At 65.8% G+C, this 15,906-nt stretch carries 13 protein-coding genes and 1 tRNA gene; 5 read left to right on the top strand and 9 right to left on the bottom strand.

Features of this window, described 5'->3' with window-relative positions:
* Positions 1 to 429, bottom strand: a 429-nt coding sequence (locus I2E26_RS06510; protein WP_195420085.1) for a DedA family protein, incomplete at its 3' end; no start/stop codon positions are given.
* Positions 430 to 1,180: 751 nt separating this feature from the next.
* Positions 1,181 to 2,239, bottom strand: a complete 1,059-nt coding sequence (locus tag I2E26_RS06505) for a YeiH family protein (RefSeq protein ID WP_370551458.1) — start codon at positions 2,237 to 2,239, stop codon at positions 1,181 to 1,183.
* 216 nt (positions 2,240 to 2,455) lie between these two features.
* Between I2E26_RS06505 and I2E26_RS06500 the strand changes: the two genes are divergently transcribed.
* The 3 genes from I2E26_RS06500 to I2E26_RS06490 all read left to right on the top strand — a co-directional run bounded on the left by I2E26_RS06500 (position 2,456) and on the right by I2E26_RS06490 (position 5,704).
* Entirely contained in the window at positions 2,456 to 3,388 is a 933-nt protein-coding gene (locus tag I2E26_RS06500; protein WP_195420084.1) for a LysR family transcriptional regulator, read from the top strand.
* 199 nt (positions 3,389 to 3,587) lie between these two features.
* A complete protein-coding gene (locus I2E26_RS06495) occupies positions 3,588 to 4,712 on the top strand; it encodes a LacI family DNA-binding transcriptional regulator (RefSeq protein ID WP_195420083.1) in 1,125 nt (374 codons plus the stop codon).
* A gap of 128 nt (positions 4,713 to 4,840) precedes the next feature.
* Entirely contained in the window at positions 4,841 to 5,704 is an 864-nt protein-coding gene (locus tag I2E26_RS06490; RefSeq protein ID WP_195420082.1) for an asparagine synthase-related protein, read from the top strand.
* A gap of 198 nt (positions 5,705 to 5,902) precedes the next feature.
* Here I2E26_RS06490 and I2E26_RS06485 read toward each other — a convergent pair whose 3' ends face one another.
* The 6 genes from I2E26_RS06485 to hypB all read right to left on the bottom strand — a co-directional run bounded on the left by I2E26_RS06485 (position 5,903) and on the right by hypB (position 13,284).
* Positions 5,903 to 6,856: an ROK family protein gene (locus I2E26_RS06485; RefSeq protein WP_195420081.1), complete on the bottom strand. Its 954-nt coding sequence runs from the start codon at positions 6,854 to 6,856 to the stop codon at positions 5,903 to 5,905.
* A gap of 455 nt (positions 6,857 to 7,311) precedes the next feature.
* Positions 7,312 to 7,387 (bottom strand) — tRNA-Arg (locus tag I2E26_RS06480).
* A 180-nt stretch (positions 7,388 to 7,567) separates the two neighbouring features.
* Positions 7,568 to 8,920 (bottom strand): M18 family aminopeptidase, encoded by a 1,353-nt coding sequence (locus I2E26_RS06475; RefSeq protein ID WP_195420080.1) that lies wholly within the window; start codon positions 8,918 to 8,920, stop codon positions 7,568 to 7,570.
* A 134-nt stretch (positions 8,921 to 9,054) separates the two neighbouring features.
* The gene (locus I2E26_RS06470) at positions 9,055 to 9,414 is read right to left on the bottom strand and encodes a hydrogenase maturation nickel metallochaperone HypA (RefSeq protein WP_195420079.1); all 360 of its coding nucleotides are present in this window, start codon (positions 9,412 to 9,414) and stop codon (positions 9,055 to 9,057) included.
* Between the two features lie 144 nt (positions 9,415 to 9,558).
* Positions 9,559 to 12,354 (bottom strand): FAD-dependent oxidoreductase, encoded by a 2,796-nt coding sequence (locus I2E26_RS06465; protein WP_195420086.1) that lies wholly within the window; start codon positions 12,352 to 12,354, stop codon positions 9,559 to 9,561.
* A 288-nt stretch (positions 12,355 to 12,642) separates the two neighbouring features.
* On the bottom strand, positions 12,643 to 13,284 hold the full coding sequence (hypB, locus tag I2E26_RS06460) for a hydrogenase nickel incorporation protein HypB (protein WP_195420078.1): 642 nt from the start codon (positions 13,282 to 13,284) through the stop codon (positions 12,643 to 12,645).
* Positions 13,285 to 13,457: 173 nt separating this feature from the next.
* Here hypB and I2E26_RS06455 point away from each other — a divergent pair, with 173 nt between their 5' ends.
* Both I2E26_RS06455 and I2E26_RS06450 read left to right on the top strand, forming a co-directional pair.
* On the top strand, positions 13,458 to 14,090 hold the full coding sequence (locus I2E26_RS06455; RefSeq protein ID WP_195420077.1) for a TetR/AcrR family transcriptional regulator: 633 nt from the start codon (positions 13,458 to 13,460) through the stop codon (positions 14,088 to 14,090).
* Between the two features lie 280 nt (positions 14,091 to 14,370).
* Entirely contained in the window at positions 14,371 to 15,345 is a 975-nt protein-coding gene (locus I2E26_RS06450) for a DUF5692 family protein (protein ID WP_195420076.1), read from the top strand.
* 304 nt (positions 15,346 to 15,649) lie between these two features.
* Here I2E26_RS06450 and I2E26_RS06445 read toward each other — a convergent pair.
* Positions 15,650 to 15,906 (bottom strand): S-layer homology domain-containing protein (locus I2E26_RS06445; protein ID WP_195420075.1); only part of this gene is annotated, 257 nt, incomplete at its 5' end.

Genomic DNA, 15,906 nt, shown 5'->3' with positions numbered 1-15,906 from the left:
CAGGGCGAAGCGGACCATGTTCATCTTGGCGGTGCCGGCGGGAATGGAGATGAGGCTGCGGACAACCGGGATGCAACGGCAGATGAGCACGGTGATCTGGCCCTTGCGGTCGAACCAGCCGATGGCGCTGGCGACGTCGTCGGACTTGAAGCCCAGCATGCGCATGGGCTTGGTGTCGAAGAAGCCCTCGAGGCGCTCCTGCGACAGCAAGCGGCCGATGCCGTACAGGAAGTAGGCGCCCACCACCGAACCCACGGTGGCGAAGATAATGACACCGGGCAGCGTCATCTCGGTTTGCGTAGCCAGGAAACCCGAAAGCGGCAGGATGAGCTCGCTGGGAATAGGCGGGAAAACGTTTTCGAACAGGATGAGCGCGGCTACGGCAAGGTAGCCGAACTGGCTGATAAACGAGAAGAATGCCTCTTGCATGGATGCGCCTTTCGGTCGATGTGCCCGAAATATGATACGTGCCCCATGCGAGAAGCCGTCCACTTTGACGGAAACATAACAATTCGGCTGCAGACTTACCATATCTGCGACGGTGGCGTTCACCGCTTCGAACAAGGCCCCGCAACGGCCGTGCCGCCAATTGAAACCGCAGCTATTTTGCTGCGGGCCGCGGCCGGGCTCGCCCCCGCCCGCGCCGGCATAGGGGCCAGCGACGCGCCGTTGCCTCAATTTGCATAAGAGTCCAACGTTCATGCATGCAAAATTCAGCGCTTTGTCCCAGCAGCGCGCATTCTCGCTCGAGAGCGCAAGGCCATGGCAGCAATTGTCGATTTTGAGTCTTCAAGAGGCCCTGCGGGCGCCGTTCACGAGCGGCGCGAGACGGTTGCGGCCCTCGGCACGGTGGAAATGCCTGACTCCACGGCCGCCGGCCCCATCATTCGCTCCATTTTGTTGTCATATGTTTCTTATTCATCAGATTGAGCTTTATTCATAGCGGTTTTCGCTCTGCCAAAAGACTCAAAACCTGCATCTAGTGACAACAAGGCCAGAGCCCAATCGAGAACCAGCAAAGAAGAGCCGCAATCCGGACCGCTGCAGCACAAAAGCAGAGGGGCGGACGGCGCCTGCCGGCGCCGTCCGCCCCTCTGCTGGAACCAAATCCGCCACGCAAGTCCACCCTATCGGATGAATCCTCGCCGCGGCACAGCGGCACGAACCGGTGCGGCCCGCGCTACCAGATGCCCAGCATGCTCTGCATGCCCAGGCTTACCAGCGTGATGGCGATCCAACAGCACAGGCCCATGAAGATGGGCTTGCCGCCGGTCTTTACCAGCTTGACCACGTCGGTGTTGAAGCCGATAGCGGCCATGGCCATGACGATGAAGAACTTCGAGAGCGTCTTGATGGGCGCCGTCACCGCAACGGGTAGCGCGAATACCGTGGTGATAATGCTGGCCAGCACGAAGAAGAGGATGAAGAACGGGAAGATCTTCTTGATATCGAAGGTACCGGCCGCCTGGCCCGTGCCCTCACCCGCCTCTGCAGCGCGCTTGGCCCTACGGACCTGCAGGAACGCCAGTCCCAGCGTGATGGGGATGATGGCGAGCGTACGCGTGAGCTTCACGATGGTGGCATGGTCGAGCGCGTTGGAGCCGGGATGCATGCCGTCCCATGCCGCCGCCGCGGCCGTCACCGAGGAGGTATCGTTGACCGCGGTGCCGGCGAACAGACCGAAGCCCTCGTTGGTCATGCCGAGCATGCTGCCGAGCGTGGGGAAGATGAGCGCTGCGAGAATGTTGAAGAGGAAGATGACGCTGATGGCCTGCGCGATCTCTTCGTCATCGGCGTCGATGACGGGCGCCGTGGCAGCGATGGCCGAGCCGCCGCAGATGGAGGAGCCCACGCCCACCAGCGTGGAGATCTTCGTGGGAACCTTCATGGCACGGTGCAGCACGTAGGACACGACGAGCGACGTGGTGATGGTGGCTACGATGATGGGCAGCGACTTCGCGCCGACCTTGGCGATCTCGCCCAGGTTGAGGCCAAAGCCCAGCAGGATGACCGCATACTGGAGAATCTTCTTCGACGTGTACTTGATACCCGCCGAGGTGGCCTCGGCCACGCCCGGACGACGGCGCAGAAGGGTTGCCAGCACCATGCCGATGAGGATGGCGAACACCGGGCCGCCGATAACCTCGAACTGCTTACCCAGCAACCATGCCGGCACGGCGATGACCAGCGCCAGCGCGACGCCGCGCCACAGGTCTTTGAAATCCTTGATGAGCTCCACGTTTCCATACCTTTCCGGGGCCGCGCCCCCTGCGTTGCGAGATGGGACCCGCCGTCTCGTCATGGCTGCAGCGCCGCCGGGGGATGGGACGGCGGCGCTGCAGCCACGGCGGGCCACGAGCCGTCTATTCAAGCTAGGCTCTATCGTATGACCACGCTTTATAATGGGAAGTATCGTTTTGATTATCGTTGCATCACGATTTGTTATGAGGCGGATATGCTCGACTATCGCACGCATACATTTTTAGAGGTGTACCGGCAACGGAGCTTCACGCGCACGGCTGCGGCGCTGCTGATCACGCAGCCCGCGGTGTCGCAGCACATCCGGCAGCTCGAAGCGCACTACGGCTGCGAGCTGTTTTCCAAAACGAGCCGCGGCGTCGAGCCCACGCCTGCGGGCGACCTGCTCTACCAGCGGCTCCTTACGATCGAAAACGACGAGGCGCGCATGCGCGACGAAGCCGCGGCGCTCGCGGCGGGCACGCCCGGCGAGGTTGCCGCGGACGCGCCGCTGCACTTCGGCTGCACCCGCACCATCGCCGACTACGTGGCTCCGCGGCTCGTGGCGGCGCACCTGCAGGCGCATCCGCACGCGGAGGTGGCGCTGGTTGCCGGCAACACGCGCGACCTGGTGGCGGCACTCGATCGAGGAGATATCGACTTCGCCCTGGTGGAGGGATCGTTTGATCGCGACCACTTCGCGTTTGCCACCCTTTCGAGCGAGCGATACTGCGCCGTGGCGTCGGGTGCGGCAAGCGGGGTCGCCGTCAAGCGGACGTCGATTCGCGACCTGCTGGGCGAGCGCCTCATCCTGCGTGAAGCGGGGTCGGGTACGCGCGAGATCTTGGAGAAGCACCTGGCGGCACGCGACCTCGCGCTCGGGGACTTTGCGGGCATAGTGGAGCTCGAGAGCATTCCCGCCATCAAAGCGTGCGTGCAGGCAGGCGCCGGAATCACGTTTATGTACCGCGTGGCGGTGGAGGACGAGCTGGCCCGCGGCGAGCTCGTTGACATCACGCCGCGCGACTTCCATATCGAACACGATTTCTGCCTTATCTGGCAGCGTGGAAGCCTGTATGGCCCGCGCTACCGCTCCCTGTGCGATGGCTGGCGCGCCGAGCTGACGCAGCCCGATAAGATGCACGGATAGGCGCCGAGGGCCGGGTGTCGAGAACGGGCGCGCCCGACAGGGCACAGGGTGCGCCGAAACCGCTCCGCCGGAGCGCAAGCGCACCAAGATAGCGCCAACACGAGGATGCACGCCGACCGCAGGCTGCAGGGCGCTCCGCCCCACCCGTGGTACACTGGATGCGCTATTGAAACGTATCAATATGGGAGTCGAACGCCCTATGGCACACGTCACCATCCAAGATGTCGCGCGCGCGGCCCACGTCTCGCTGGGCACGGTTTCGAACGCCATCAACCATCCGGGCAAGCTTCGCCCCGAGACTCTCGCGCGTGTACGTGACGCCATGGCCGAGCTGGGCTTTCTGCCCAACCAGAGCGCACGCATGCTGGCCGGTGGCCGCAACGCGTCCTTCGGCCTGGTGCTCCCCCGCCTCGACCACGGCTTTAGCCTGCAGATCGCCAACGGCGCGCACAGCGAGGCGCGGCGCCACGGGTACGGCCTGCTCATAGCCAACGCAGACGAAGACCTCGACCTCGAACAGGACTACCTGCGCTACTTCATGGGCACGCAGATGTCGGGCATCCTCGTGCAGCCGCTTACCGGCAAGGACTGGAGCCCGCGGGCCGGCGCGCTGCCCATCCCCGTAGTGTACCTCGATACCCATTCCGATCTTCCAGGCTACTTCGTTGCCGCGGACAACGTCGCCCAGGGGCGCCTCATCGCCGAACACGCCATCTCCCTGCGTGCCCGTCGCATCGCCGTGGTGGGACAGGCCGAGGACCCCGCCCTCGCGCGACGCATCGAGGGCGTCCGCGAAGTTGCGCGCAAATATCCGGACGTTGACTTTCAGCATCTCGATGAGGGCGCTTGGAACCTCGCGCGCGACGGCTACATGATCGGCAGCCGTTTGGCAGCCGATCCGGAGGACACGCGGCCGGACTTCGTGCTCGCGCTCACCGACGTCCTGGCGACGGGCGTGATCGCGGGCATCCAGGATGCGGGCCTTGCGGTGCCGGACGATATCGCCGTCGCGGGCTGCGACGGCAACCCCCTGGCCTGGAGCGGCGGCGTCCCGCTCACCACGTGCGCCCCCGCCGGCTACGAGATCGGGCGGCGCGGTGTTCAGTTCCTTATCGAGCAGATCGAGCAGCAGAAGGAGGCGCGGGCCGCCGCGGAACGCGACGCCGAGGCCGCGGTAGCTACAACCTCGCGCGAATCGACGGAAGACCCTTGCCACCGTTCGCTCGTCCGCCCCTTCCTCCTTGCGCGGCAAAGCACCGTCCGAACGAGCGGCGGCACGAAGCCCGCCGCCCAGCCCGGCCTCGATCTTGGCACGTACCTGTAGGGAGCGCAGCGGCTGCGATGCGCCATGCGCGCATGCACGTCCACCCGTATCGGATGTGTGCACCGCCGCCACGCCGGCCGCCTATCGTTTTGCTTTTTTCTGCCAGCGTCATCGCGAAGGAACGCACCATGACGATCCCTGCATCAACAACAACGCTCCACGACGACGTGCCCACCGCGCTCCATCCGAAGCTCGATCGGCTCATGGATCACATCCGGGGCCTTGGATCGATCGGCCTGGGCTTTTCGGGCGGCGTGGACAGCGCGTTCCTCGCCGCGGTCTGCGCGCGCTGCGCGTGCGAACGCACCACGCTCTTTCATCTTGATACGCCGTTCGCCGGCACGCCCGAGACCGAGGCGTTCGAGCGCTCGCTCGACATGATCGGCCTGCCCGTGGTGCGCATACCGCTCGACCCCCTGGACGACAGGCACATCGCGCGCAACGAACACGACCGCTGCTACCACTGCAAGCTGCTCGGCTTTCGCGCCATCGTGCGGGCCGCGGGCGAGCGCGGCATCGACGCCGTGCTCGAGGGCAGCAACGCCGACGACATAGAGGAGACGCGACCGGGCACGCGTGCGCTGCGCGAGCTGGGAGTGCGCGCGCCGCTGCGCGAGCTTGGATGGCGCAAGACCGAAGAGCGCGCTGTGCTGCGCGCTTGGGGATTCGCTGATTGGGACCTTCCGGCAGGCGCCTGCCTGGCCACGCGCATGGCGTGCGGAGAGCCGTTGACGCGCGCAGCCCTCGATATCGTGCGCGCCTGCGAGGACGAGCTGCACGCGCTCGGATGCCAGCAGGTGCGTCTGCGCCTGCGCGCGGGGAGCTCGCATGTGGCCGCCAGCGAGCGCGACCTCGAGCGGCTGCGCGCCACGGGATGCCCGTCCGGAGTCGGCGGCGGCGTCGACCTGGCGCCCGGGCTGCTCGCGCGCCTGCGAAACCTGGGCGCACCCGGCCTCGAGGCGCGCGTCCGCCCGTATCGGTACGGCGCGTAGCGCGCGACACGGGCTCGGGGCTCGGGGCTCGGGGCTCGGGGCTCGGGGCTCGGGGCTCGGGGCTCGGAGACGGGATGGTACCCGGCAGCGTGCAATGGCGCTGAGAAACGGCCCGGCCTCGACATGCGAGACCGGGCCGCAAACGCGCGATATGAAACCATGGCGCACCAACGCGCCGACGGGTCGATCGATTCGAGCCTACTCCTCGCCCGCCAGGCTCTCGAGCAGCTGAAACGCCTGGTACGCCGCACCCAGCGCGCCGGCATCGTTACCCAGCGTGGCACGGCGCAGCGCATAGCGGCCGCGGACCGCCGGGAACACGCGCTCGGCCAGGCGCTCGGCTAGCGGCTCCATAAGCAGGTCGCCCGCGTGCGACAGGCCGCCGCCCACGATAACCTCCTGCGGATCGACCACGCACATGATGGATGCCAGGCCGTCCGCCAGATAGCCCACCGTGATGTCGCGTGCCTTCACCGCGAGGGGCTCGCCGGCAGCAACCAGTTCGAACACCTCTTTGCCCTCGGTAAAGCCGCGCGGATCGCCCGCCGCGTCGTACAGGTCGTTAGCCGTCTTCACGAAGCCGGTTGCCGAGCAATAGCACTCGAGGCAGTTGGTCTTACCGCAGCCGCACTGGCGCGTGTCGTGCCCCTTCACGGGCATATGGCCCACCTCGCCGGCGCACCCGTGGCGGCCGTTGAGCACGCAGCCGTCCACGATGACGCCGCCGCCCACGCCCGTGCCGAGCGTGACGAACACCGCGGTGCCGTTGCTGCAGGTCTCGTCACCGCCCATCCAGGTCTCGCCCAGAGCGGCGGCGTTGGCATCGTTCAGCAGGGTGACCGGCAGTCCTGTGGCCTCGTGCAGGAGCTCGGCCAGCGGCATCTGAGACCACCCCAGGTTGACGGCGCGCTCGACCATGCCGTCGCGCACCGGACCGGGTACGCCCACGCCGATAGCGAGGGCCGCTTCGCCCGTCTGGGCGAGCTCGGCGTTCTTCACCACGAGCTGCGCCGCGATGTCAGCGGGAATCGAGGCGCCGGCGTCCGCCGCGTTCGTGGGGATCGCCCAGCGCTCGCAGATGGTCCCCGCCTCGCCGATCACCGAGAACTTGATCGTGGTTCCGCCCACGTCGACACCGAACACGCACGCCATGCGTACCATCTCCCCTTTACATGAACGGCCGCGCGCCACAGCGGGCAAGCGGCCGCATCGCCGTTGCAGTATGCGCCCCATTGTATCGCCGCCATACTTCGATGCGCGCGATGCATGCCGCGGGCGACGATATGCTTCGGCCAGAGCACATGGGAACAGGCCGCGACGAACCGCGATCGGTCCCGGCGTCAAGAAAGCGCGCAACGGGACGACGCCGGGTGGAAAAGCTGACGGGAAGGAACGGGGGCCGCGGGCCGCCAGTCTCGCGTCAGATAAACGCGCGGAGGATTCGCGCCGCTCAACGAGGATTCGACCAGTCCATCTGGCCCACCACGGCAAAGCCAGCCTGTCGTTCGTTATTTCTTTCACCCCTTTTCACCCCACCGAGATGAAGGAGGAAGGATGAATACAAAAACAGGCCAGAGGAAACACGTCCTCTGGCCTGCGATTTTACATGGTGCCCCCGATACGATTCGAACGTACGACACCCGCTTTAGGAGAGCGGTGCTCTATCCCCTGAGCTACGGAGGCAACTGCGGCGACGCATGTCGCGGCATCTGTGTATTCTAACCGTTTTTCGCACGCAAGAACAGGGCGCACGTCAATCTCCCGAAAGCTCGACTCGACGGTAGTCCAGCGGCGACAGGCCGCGCGGACGGCGGCGGCACGCCGGCTCGAAGCGGCCAGACGGCGGGTCGCCGCCGTCCGTCCTTACGCGCTCACCAGCTCGAAGCCACGTGCCCCATCGATGCGGATGTCCGTGCCGAAGAACGCCTGCATCGCACGAATCGTCAGATCGACGTCGCGCGTGCCCGCCGTCTCGTAGGACGAGTGCATCGCCAGCTGCGGGCAGCCCATGTCGACCGCATGCATGCTCGCCTGCATGTTCGACAGGTTGCCCAGCGTGGAGCCGCCGGCCATGTCGCTGCGGTTCGCGAAGGTCTGGAACGGCACGTCGGCACGGCGGCACAGGGCCACGAAGACCGCGCGACTGAACGCGTCGCTGCAATAGTGCTGGTTGGCCGCCTCCTTGATCACCGGGCCGCCGTTGAGGACGCAGCTGTTCTGTGCATCGTGCAGGCTCGGGCTGTTGGGATGCAGCGCATGAGCGTTGTCGCAGCTCACAAGCATCGAGCGCGACAGTGCGCGGCGGTATTCGCCCTCGTCCATATCAAGCGCCGCCATGAGGCGCGTAAGAACGTCGGGCAGGAAGGTGGACATGGCGCCCTGCTTGGTGTTGGAGCCCACCTCCTCGTTGTCGAAGCAGCAGTACACCGTCACGCACGCGCTGTTCGCCGCCGTGAGGAACCCCTCGAGCGAGGTGTACGCGCACATGAGGTCGTCGATGCGCGGCGAGGAGACGAACTCGTCGGCCGCGCCCCACACGCGCGCCTGCTGGCGATTGACGAGGAAGAGGTCGGATGCGAGCACCTGCTCGGGCTCGGCGCCCACGGCATGGGCCACCAGCGCGTCGAGGCTGCCCTCGCCCAACACGCCGGCAGAGACCAGCGGGCAGAGGTCGCCCGCCCGATTGGGGGCGAAGCCGCCGTTCACATCCCTGTTGAGGTGGATCGCCACGCTCGGGATGATGGCGATGTCGCGGTCCAGATGGACCAGATGGCTCATCACCGCGCCGTCCTCCTCGACCAGCGCTCGGCCAGCGATGCCCAGCGGGCGGTCGAACCAGGTGTAGTCCATCATGCCGCCGTACGCCTCGACGTTGAGGCGGCGATACTCGGCGGGGCCGGCAAGCTCGCCCGCGCTCTTGATCTTGAACGTGGGCGAATCGCCATGCGACGCGGCGAGCTGGAAATGGAAGCGGTCGCGTACGGCGAGCGCGCGGGCGCCCACGCGGAAGGCGATGATGCTCGAACCGTTACGCGTGACGTAATACGAGCCGCCGGGCTCCACCTCCCAAGAGGCGCCTTCGGGCAGCTCCGTGAAGCCCACGGCCTCAAGGCGCGCAGCGATGGCGGCCGTCGTGTGGAACATGCTGGGACAGCCCTCGATGAACCGCAGCATATCCTGAGCAGCCTGTACCTCGTGAGCGTCGATGGCCTCCATGCCGTCCTCCTGTCTCGCGCCCGCGCGCGACCCGATGTATGCACCTGGTGCAGTTATACAGCAAAAGCCGCTCGCGCGGGCGCGGGAGCGGCTGAAACGAAGGCCTTCATGCAAGCCGGCGCGCGGCCGGCGCCTTAGACGGGTTCCTCGTCCGGGGTGGCGATCTCCTTGATCAGGGTCTCGTTGCCCTGGAGCAGGTAGGTGCGGTCGCTGCTGCAGCGCGGGCAGATGCGCCCGTGCTCGACGGTGCCGTACGCGGCGCCGCACGCCTCGCACCGCGTGATGGCGGGAATCTCCTCGACCACCAGCTCGGCCCCGCGCATAAGGTCCTTCTTATCGCACGCCCAGCGCCAGCAGTCGGCCAGGTAGTCGGGCAGAATGCCGGACACCTCGCCCAGCTCCAGCGTCACGCTCGACACGCGGTGGATGCTGTTCTGGCGCGCCACGTCCTCGACGCTGCGAATGATATGGAAAACGATGCCGAGCTCGTGCATCAACAACTCCTCGTACAACCTCGCTGCGACGGCATACGCCCAGCCGTCAACTGGCAGATACGCCGGACCGACCCGGGCCGGCGGGACGAGGGTCTCAGAAAAGTGCCTGTCCCTTTTCTGAGACCGGGGTCCCGAAACGGCGGGTTACTTCGATCCCTTTTTTCCGAAGCGGATCTTCATCTCGCGCTTGAGGGCATACTTCGCCAGCGACGGAAGCTTCTTCTCGTACTTCACCATGCGGCTGGCCTCGGGATGCTCGCGATGCAGATGGATCGCGTCGAACGCGCACTTGGTGGTGCACAGGCCGCAGCCGATGCACTTGTTCTCGTCCACGATGGACGCGCCGCAGCCCAGGCAGCGAGCGGTCTCGGCGCGCACCTGCTCCTCGGTGAAGGTCTCCAGGTACTCGCGGAACGGCTCGGCCTTCTCGCGGGCGTAGTTGTGCACGGCGTCGCCGCGGCTGGCGGTGTCGTAGCTCTCGAGCTTCACGTCGTCCTTGTTGAGCTCGCGGTAGGCGCGCGGGTTGCGGCCGATGGTGAGCGTGGCGTCCTGCACGAAGCGATGCAGCGAGACGGCGGCCTCGTGGCCGGCGGCGATGGCGTCGATCGCGAACTTGGGGCCGGTGTAGACGTCGCCGCCCACGAAGATATCGGGCTGCGCGGTCTGGTAGGTCTTGGGGTCGGCGACGGCACCCTGGCCGCGGCCGAGCTCGACGGCCTCACCGTCCAGCAGATCGCCCCACACGATGGACTGGCCGATGGAGAACACCACGCGATCGGCCGCGACGGTGCGCAGCTCGCTCTCATCGTACGTCGGGTCGAAGCGGCCCTCGTCGTTGAAGACGCGCAGGCAGCGCTTGAAGACGATCTCCTTCACGCGGCCGTCCTCGCCGGTGCGGACCTCGACCGGTCCCCAGCCGCAGGAGATGTGCACGCCGTCCTCGTTGGCCTCCATGACCTCCTCGGTGCTGGCGGGCATGTCCTCGGAGCTCTCGAGGCAGAACATCTCGACGTGCTCGGAGCCCAGGCGCGCGGCGGTGCGGGCCACGTCGATGGCCACGTTGCCGCCGCCTACCACGACGGTGCGGCCGGGCATGGGCTCGGCGGTGCCGCCGTTCTCCTGCTGCTCGGCCACGTGGCGCAGGAAGTCAACGGCCACGGACACGCCCTCGGCGTCCTGGCCGGCGATGCCGGGCAGGCGACCGCCCTGGCAACCGATGGCTACGTAGAAGGCCTTGAAGCCCTCCTCGCGCAGCTGGACGAGCGTCACGTCGCGGCCGACCTCGACGCCGTAGCGGAACTCGGCGCCCATCTCGCGGATGATGTCGACCTCGGCCTCGATGACGTCCTTCTCCAGCTTGTAGCTGGGGATGCCGTAGGTGAGCATGCCGCCCGGGCGGTTGCTCTTCTCGAAGACCACGGGCTTGTAGCCCTTCTCGGCCAGGTAGAATGCGCAGGACAGGCCGGCGGGACCGGCGCCGATGATGGCGATCTTCTCGCCGAAGCCGCCGCTGGTGGACGGCGCCACCACGGGCGGGATGTAGCGGGTCTCGGCGTCCAGGTCGCGCTGGGCGATGAACTTCTTCACCTCGTCGATGGCGATGGCCGCGTCGATGCGGCCGCGCGTGCAGGCGTCCTCGCAGCGGCGGTTGCAGATGCGGCCGCAGATGGCCGGCAGCGGGTTCTCGCGCTTGATGAGCGCCAGGGCATCGGCATAACGGCCCTGGGCGGCAAGCTTGAGATAGCCCTGGACGGCGATGTGCGCCGGGCAGGCCGTCTTGCAGGGCGCGGTACCCGTGTCATAGGTCTCGATTCGGTTCTTGTTGCGGTAGTCCGGGCTCCACTTCTCGGGCCCCCACTTCACCGCGTCCGGCAGCTCCTGCTTGGGATACTCGGGCACCTCGCCCGTGCTGGCCGCGCAGAGCTTCTGGCCGAGCTTCACCGCGCCGGCGGGGCAGACCTCGACGCAGCGGCCGCACGCGACGCACTTCTCGGTCTCGGTGCGGGCAACGTAGGCGGAGCGGGACAGGTTGGGCGTGTTGAACAGCTGCGAGGTGCGCAGGGCGTAGCACACGTTGACGTTGCAGTTGCAGATGGCGAAGATCTTGTTCTCGCCGTCGATGTTGGTGATCTGGTGCACGAAGCCGTTGTCCTCGGCGCGCTGCAGGATCTCGTAGACCTCGTCGCGCGTGATGTAGCGGCCGCGGTCGGTCTCGACGATGTAGTCGGCCATGTCGCCCACGGCGATGCACCAGTCGCTGGGGTCGTCGCCGCAGCCCTGGCCCAGGCGCGCGCGGCTCATGCGGCACGAGCAGGGGCTCGCTGCGTACTTGCCCTCGTACTTATCGAGCCAGTGCTCGATGTGCTCCACGGACACGGACTGGTTCTCGGTCTCGATAGCCTTCTCCACCGGGATGACGTGCAGGCCCACGCCGCCGCCTCCCATGGGCACCATGGGCGCGGCCTTGGCCAGCGCGTTCTTGGAGGACTGCTCGAAGAACTTGGCCATGACGGGGTGCTCGTCGAGCTGGGACTGGCGCATGTTCATGAACTCCGCGGAGCCCGGCACCAGCATGGGCAGAACCCACTGCTTGGTGCGCGTGGGGTTCTCCCAGTTGTACTCGATCAGGCCGATGTAGCTCATCTCGTCCATGAGCTTCTCGAGCGGCTCGGCGTCCATGCCGGTGACCTTCACCATGTCGTCGAGCGTATAGGGCTTGCGCATCTTCATCTTGAGCAGGACGTCGGCCATCTCGTCGGTGGCGGCGGCGTCGAACGCCCAGTACTCGTAGGGCAGCAGCTGGTCGCGCTTGAGCATGCGATTGGTGCAGTGCTCGCACAGCGCCACGATCTTAGGGCGCGGGTTGTCGGGCAGCGGCGGGACGAACTCGGCGCCGATATCCGGCTCGCAGCAGCTGATGCCGGGGCCGTTCACCACGATCTTTTCGGGCTCTTGGGACATGTACCTCTCCTTATGATTCGCGCGCCGCAGGCGTCGGCGCGTTCTGGGACGGGGGTCTCGAAAAGGGGACGGGCACGAAATCGAGACCTGTCTGCAACGGGTCCGCCGGGGCGAAGCGTGCTCGCGGCAGCGCCGGCGCGCGGTCGACGCGCATCGACGATGGCGCCCGAATAGCGCGCCTCAATTTAGTGCCTGTCCCCTTTTCGAGATGCGGTGCGATCGCTAGGCGCGCTTCCAGGCGGCCACGCGCTCGCGCAGCCAGCTGGCTCATGCCTCGATGCCCTCGCCCGTCTTGGCGCTGATGGGGATGATCGTGGCCTCGGGGTTGCGCATGAGGATGTTCTCGCGCACGCGCTCCATGCTGAAGGTGTCGAACACCGGCAGCGCGTCGATCTTGTTGATGAGCACCACGTCGCAGATGCTGAACATGAGCGGGTACTTGAGCGGCTTGTCGTCGCCCTCGGGCACCGAAAGGATCATCGCGTTGGCCGAGGCGCCGGTATCGAACTCCGCCGGGCACACCAGGTTGCCAACGTTCTCAAGGATCGCGAGGTCGACCGGGGCGCCATCGCCCTCGGCCAGCAAGCCGTCCAGGCCCTGCTCGGTCATATAGGCGTCCAGGTGGCACATGCCGCCCGTATGAAGCTGGATCGCGCGGGCGCCCGTGCCGGCGATGGTGCGCGCATCCACATCGGAATCGATGTCGGCTTCCATCACCGCGATCGAAAGCTCGTCGCGCAGCGCCTCGATGGTGCGCGTGAGCGTGGTGGTCTTACCCGAACCCGGGCTCGACATGAGGTTGAGCAGGAAGGTTCCGCGACGCTTGAGGTCGTCGCGCAGTTCGTCTGCCTTGCGGTCGTTGTTCGCGAAGACGCTTTCCTTCACTTCGAGAATGCGCACGTCTGCCATGCAGGCTCTCCAATCGGCTACACTTTTCACGCGTGCAGCCGCACCGGACCGGCGCCCCGCACGCGCATATCGTCAGCTGTATGTCAGATTAATATATTGACGTTTCGTCAACATAGGTCAAGACTGTATTCAGCAGGTGAGCCGTAAACGTAAAATGAAAGGACGTGACGGGCATGGCACGCGGATCGGAACCCAATCGCAAGCGCCAGGCGCACGACGCGCGGCGCGAGAAGATCCTGGCCGCCGTCCGAACCGTCTGCGTGCAGGACGGCCTCAGCCGTTTGTCGGTTTCCGCCGTCGCCAAGCACGCAGGCTGCACGCGCTCGCTGTTCTACCACTACTTCCCCACCAAGGAGGACGCGTTCGACGCGCTCATCGACGAAAGCATCGACACGTTCGTGGAGCAGCTCGTCGAGTGGAACGCGCAGCGCATCGCCGGCGATATCGAGGGGTCGCTCGACAGCGCGGCCGAGCTGCTCAAGCGCCTCATTCTCAAACGCGACGACGAGTTCTCGCAATCGCTCTTTTCGGGAAGCAACTCGGCGCTGTACGCCAGCTTCGTCCACCGCGTCGCCGACCGCACGGCGCGCTACATCTGCGAGTCCACGGTAATTGACTTCGCATCGTCGCACGAGGTGCGCATCGACCACCTGTACGAAACGTTCTACGTGCTCATCACCGGGCTCATCATGTACGTGCGCACGCATCCCGATGTCGATACGGAGACGATCAAGGACATCGTCGCCAGCACGCTGCATATCGAGGGGTACACGAAGAAGTACCCCGACCGCCGGCCCGAGCGCTAACAACCTGGCGTGCACCGCATAACGGGGCACCTCGGAAAAGGGACAGGCACTGCCCTGAGGTCGAGCGAAGTCCGTCGAAGGGCTCGCGCCGACGATGCGAGGCGCCCGACTCGCGACGCCGCGCCTCAGATTGGTGCCTGTCCCTTTTTCGAGGTCTCCTTTCCAAGATCGCACAAGGCAGCGGGCGCTGACATTTCGTCAACTTTTTGTTGACGGAGTGTCAACGTTGATGGAAACTCAACAATGCGTTGACATACCGTCAAATTAGAAAGGGGAACCCATGTTGTTCCAGGTGTATGGCGAAACCGCCATGTTCCAATGGCTGGGCTGGGTCGCGGTCTTCGCGTGCCTCATCCTTGCCAACGAGGTCGCGCGCCGTTCCAAGGCCGGCGGCATCTTCTGCTTCCTCGCCCTCCCCGCGGCCCTCACGGTCTACTTCATCAGCATCTACGTATGCGCCGGCATGGGCATGGAGTGGGCGCTCAACAACCCCACGTACCTGCATATGAACAGCTGGTTCCACTACGCCAAGCTGTACGCCGCCACGGCGGGCTGCATCGGCTTCATGATGATCAAGTACGGCTGGGGTAAGCTCGGTCGCGCCGAGTGGTTCAAGGTGTTCCCCTTCGCCATCGTGGCCATCAACATCCTCATCGCCGTGGTGTCCGATTTCGAAAGCGCCTTCCGCGCGTTCGGCACCACGTGGGTGAGCTCCGAGGGCGTCACGCTCATGGGCGGCTGGCACAACGTGTTCAACGGCGTGGCCGGCCTCATCAACATCCTGTGCATGACCGGCTGGTGGGGCATCTACCGCTCTAAGAAGGGCGACGACATGCTGTGGCCCGACATGACCTGGGTCTTCATCATTGCCTATGACCTGTGGAACTTCTGCTACACCTATAACTGCCTGCCCACGCACGCCTGGTACTGCGGCCTGGCGCTGCTCCTGGCGCCCACGGTGGCCAACTTCTTCTGGAACAAGGGCGGCTGGATTCAGAACCGCGCCAACACGCTGGCCCTGTGGTGCATGTTCGCCCAGGTGTTCCCGATGTTCCAGGACTACAGCGTGTTCTCGGTCGATTCGGTGAACAACCCCCAGATCAACCTGGTTGTTTCCATCATCGCGCTGGCCGCCAACATCGCGGCGTTCGGCTACATCATGTACCGTGCGAAGAAGCTGGGCGTGAACCCGTACAAGCACGAGGTGTTCCGCGGCACGCGCGATTACGAGCAGGCCATGGTCCGCGCGGCATAGGCCGCCCCACGCCCGCGCGGGCAGCCCCGGAGCTGCCCGCGCCCTCGGATTGACCCCTCTCGGACCAGCTCTCAGATTAGGGACAGGCACTTTTCCGAGCAGACCGCCGGGCGATCCGAACCGCGCCCGCAGACCCTCCCCTCTCAGATTAGTGCCTGTCCCTTTTCTGAGCACATGGGAGGCGAAATGACGAAGAGGCCCCGACGGAACCGTCGGGGCCTCTTCTTGTTACCGGGTGCGCTGGACGGATGATGCCAGCGCACCCACCACGTTGCCGCGGGTATCGAACGTGATCCCGGCAGTCTTACACGAGGCTCTTGTCGGCCATACGATGCAGGAACGCAGCCATGTCGCAGCGGGTGATCTGGTCGTACGGACGATACGTCTTGGAGCCGTCGGCCTCGTCGAAGCCGGTGGACACGCCGGAAGCGGCGAGCCACAGCACGGCCTCGCGATGCGGGGTGTCGGCCACGATGTCGGCGAACGAGACGTCGGAGGCATCGTAGGCGGGCTCGCCGGCCATGCGATAGAGGAACGCGGCCATGTCGTTACGGGTGACCT

It is taken from the genome of Collinsella sp. D33t1_170424_A12, from assembly GCF_015554865.1.
GTDB lineage: Bacteria > Actinomycetota > Coriobacteriia > Coriobacteriales > Coriobacteriaceae > Collinsella.
The sequence above is the reverse complement of the archived record's forward strand: the minus strand, read 5'-3'. Positions and strand labels throughout refer to the sequence as shown.

Excerpts from the sequence above, each read along its gene's own strand:
- I2E26_RS06500 (WP_195420084.1), top strand. The coding sequence starts at position 2,456 with ATGCTCGACTATCGCACGCATACATTTTTAGAGGTGTACCGGCAACGG.
- I2E26_RS06495 (WP_195420083.1), top strand. The coding sequence starts at position 3,588 with ATGGCACACGTCACCATCCAAGATGTCGCGCGCGCGGCCCACGTCTCG.
- I2E26_RS06490 (WP_195420082.1), top strand. The coding sequence starts at position 4,841 with ATGACGATCCCTGCATCAACAACAACGCTCCACGACGACGTGCCCACC.
- I2E26_RS06485 (WP_195420081.1), bottom strand. The coding sequence starts at position 6,856 with ATGGCGTGCGTGTTCGGTGTCGACGTGGGCGGAACCACGATCAAGTTC.
- I2E26_RS06475 (WP_195420080.1), bottom strand. The coding sequence starts at position 8,920 with ATGGAGGCCATCGACGCTCACGAGGTACAGGCTGCTCAGGATATGCTG.
- I2E26_RS06470 (WP_195420079.1), bottom strand. The coding sequence starts at position 9,414 with ATGCACGAGCTCGGCATCGTTTTCCATATCATTCGCAGCGTCGAGGAC.
- hypB (WP_195420078.1), bottom strand. The coding sequence starts at position 13,284 with ATGGCAGACGTGCGCATTCTCGAAGTGAAGGAAAGCGTCTTCGCGAAC.
- I2E26_RS06455 (WP_195420077.1), top strand. The coding sequence starts at position 13,458 with ATGGCACGCGGATCGGAACCCAATCGCAAGCGCCAGGCGCACGACGCG.
- I2E26_RS06450 (WP_195420076.1), top strand. The coding sequence starts at position 14,371 with ATGTTGTTCCAGGTGTATGGCGAAACCGCCATGTTCCAATGGCTGGGC.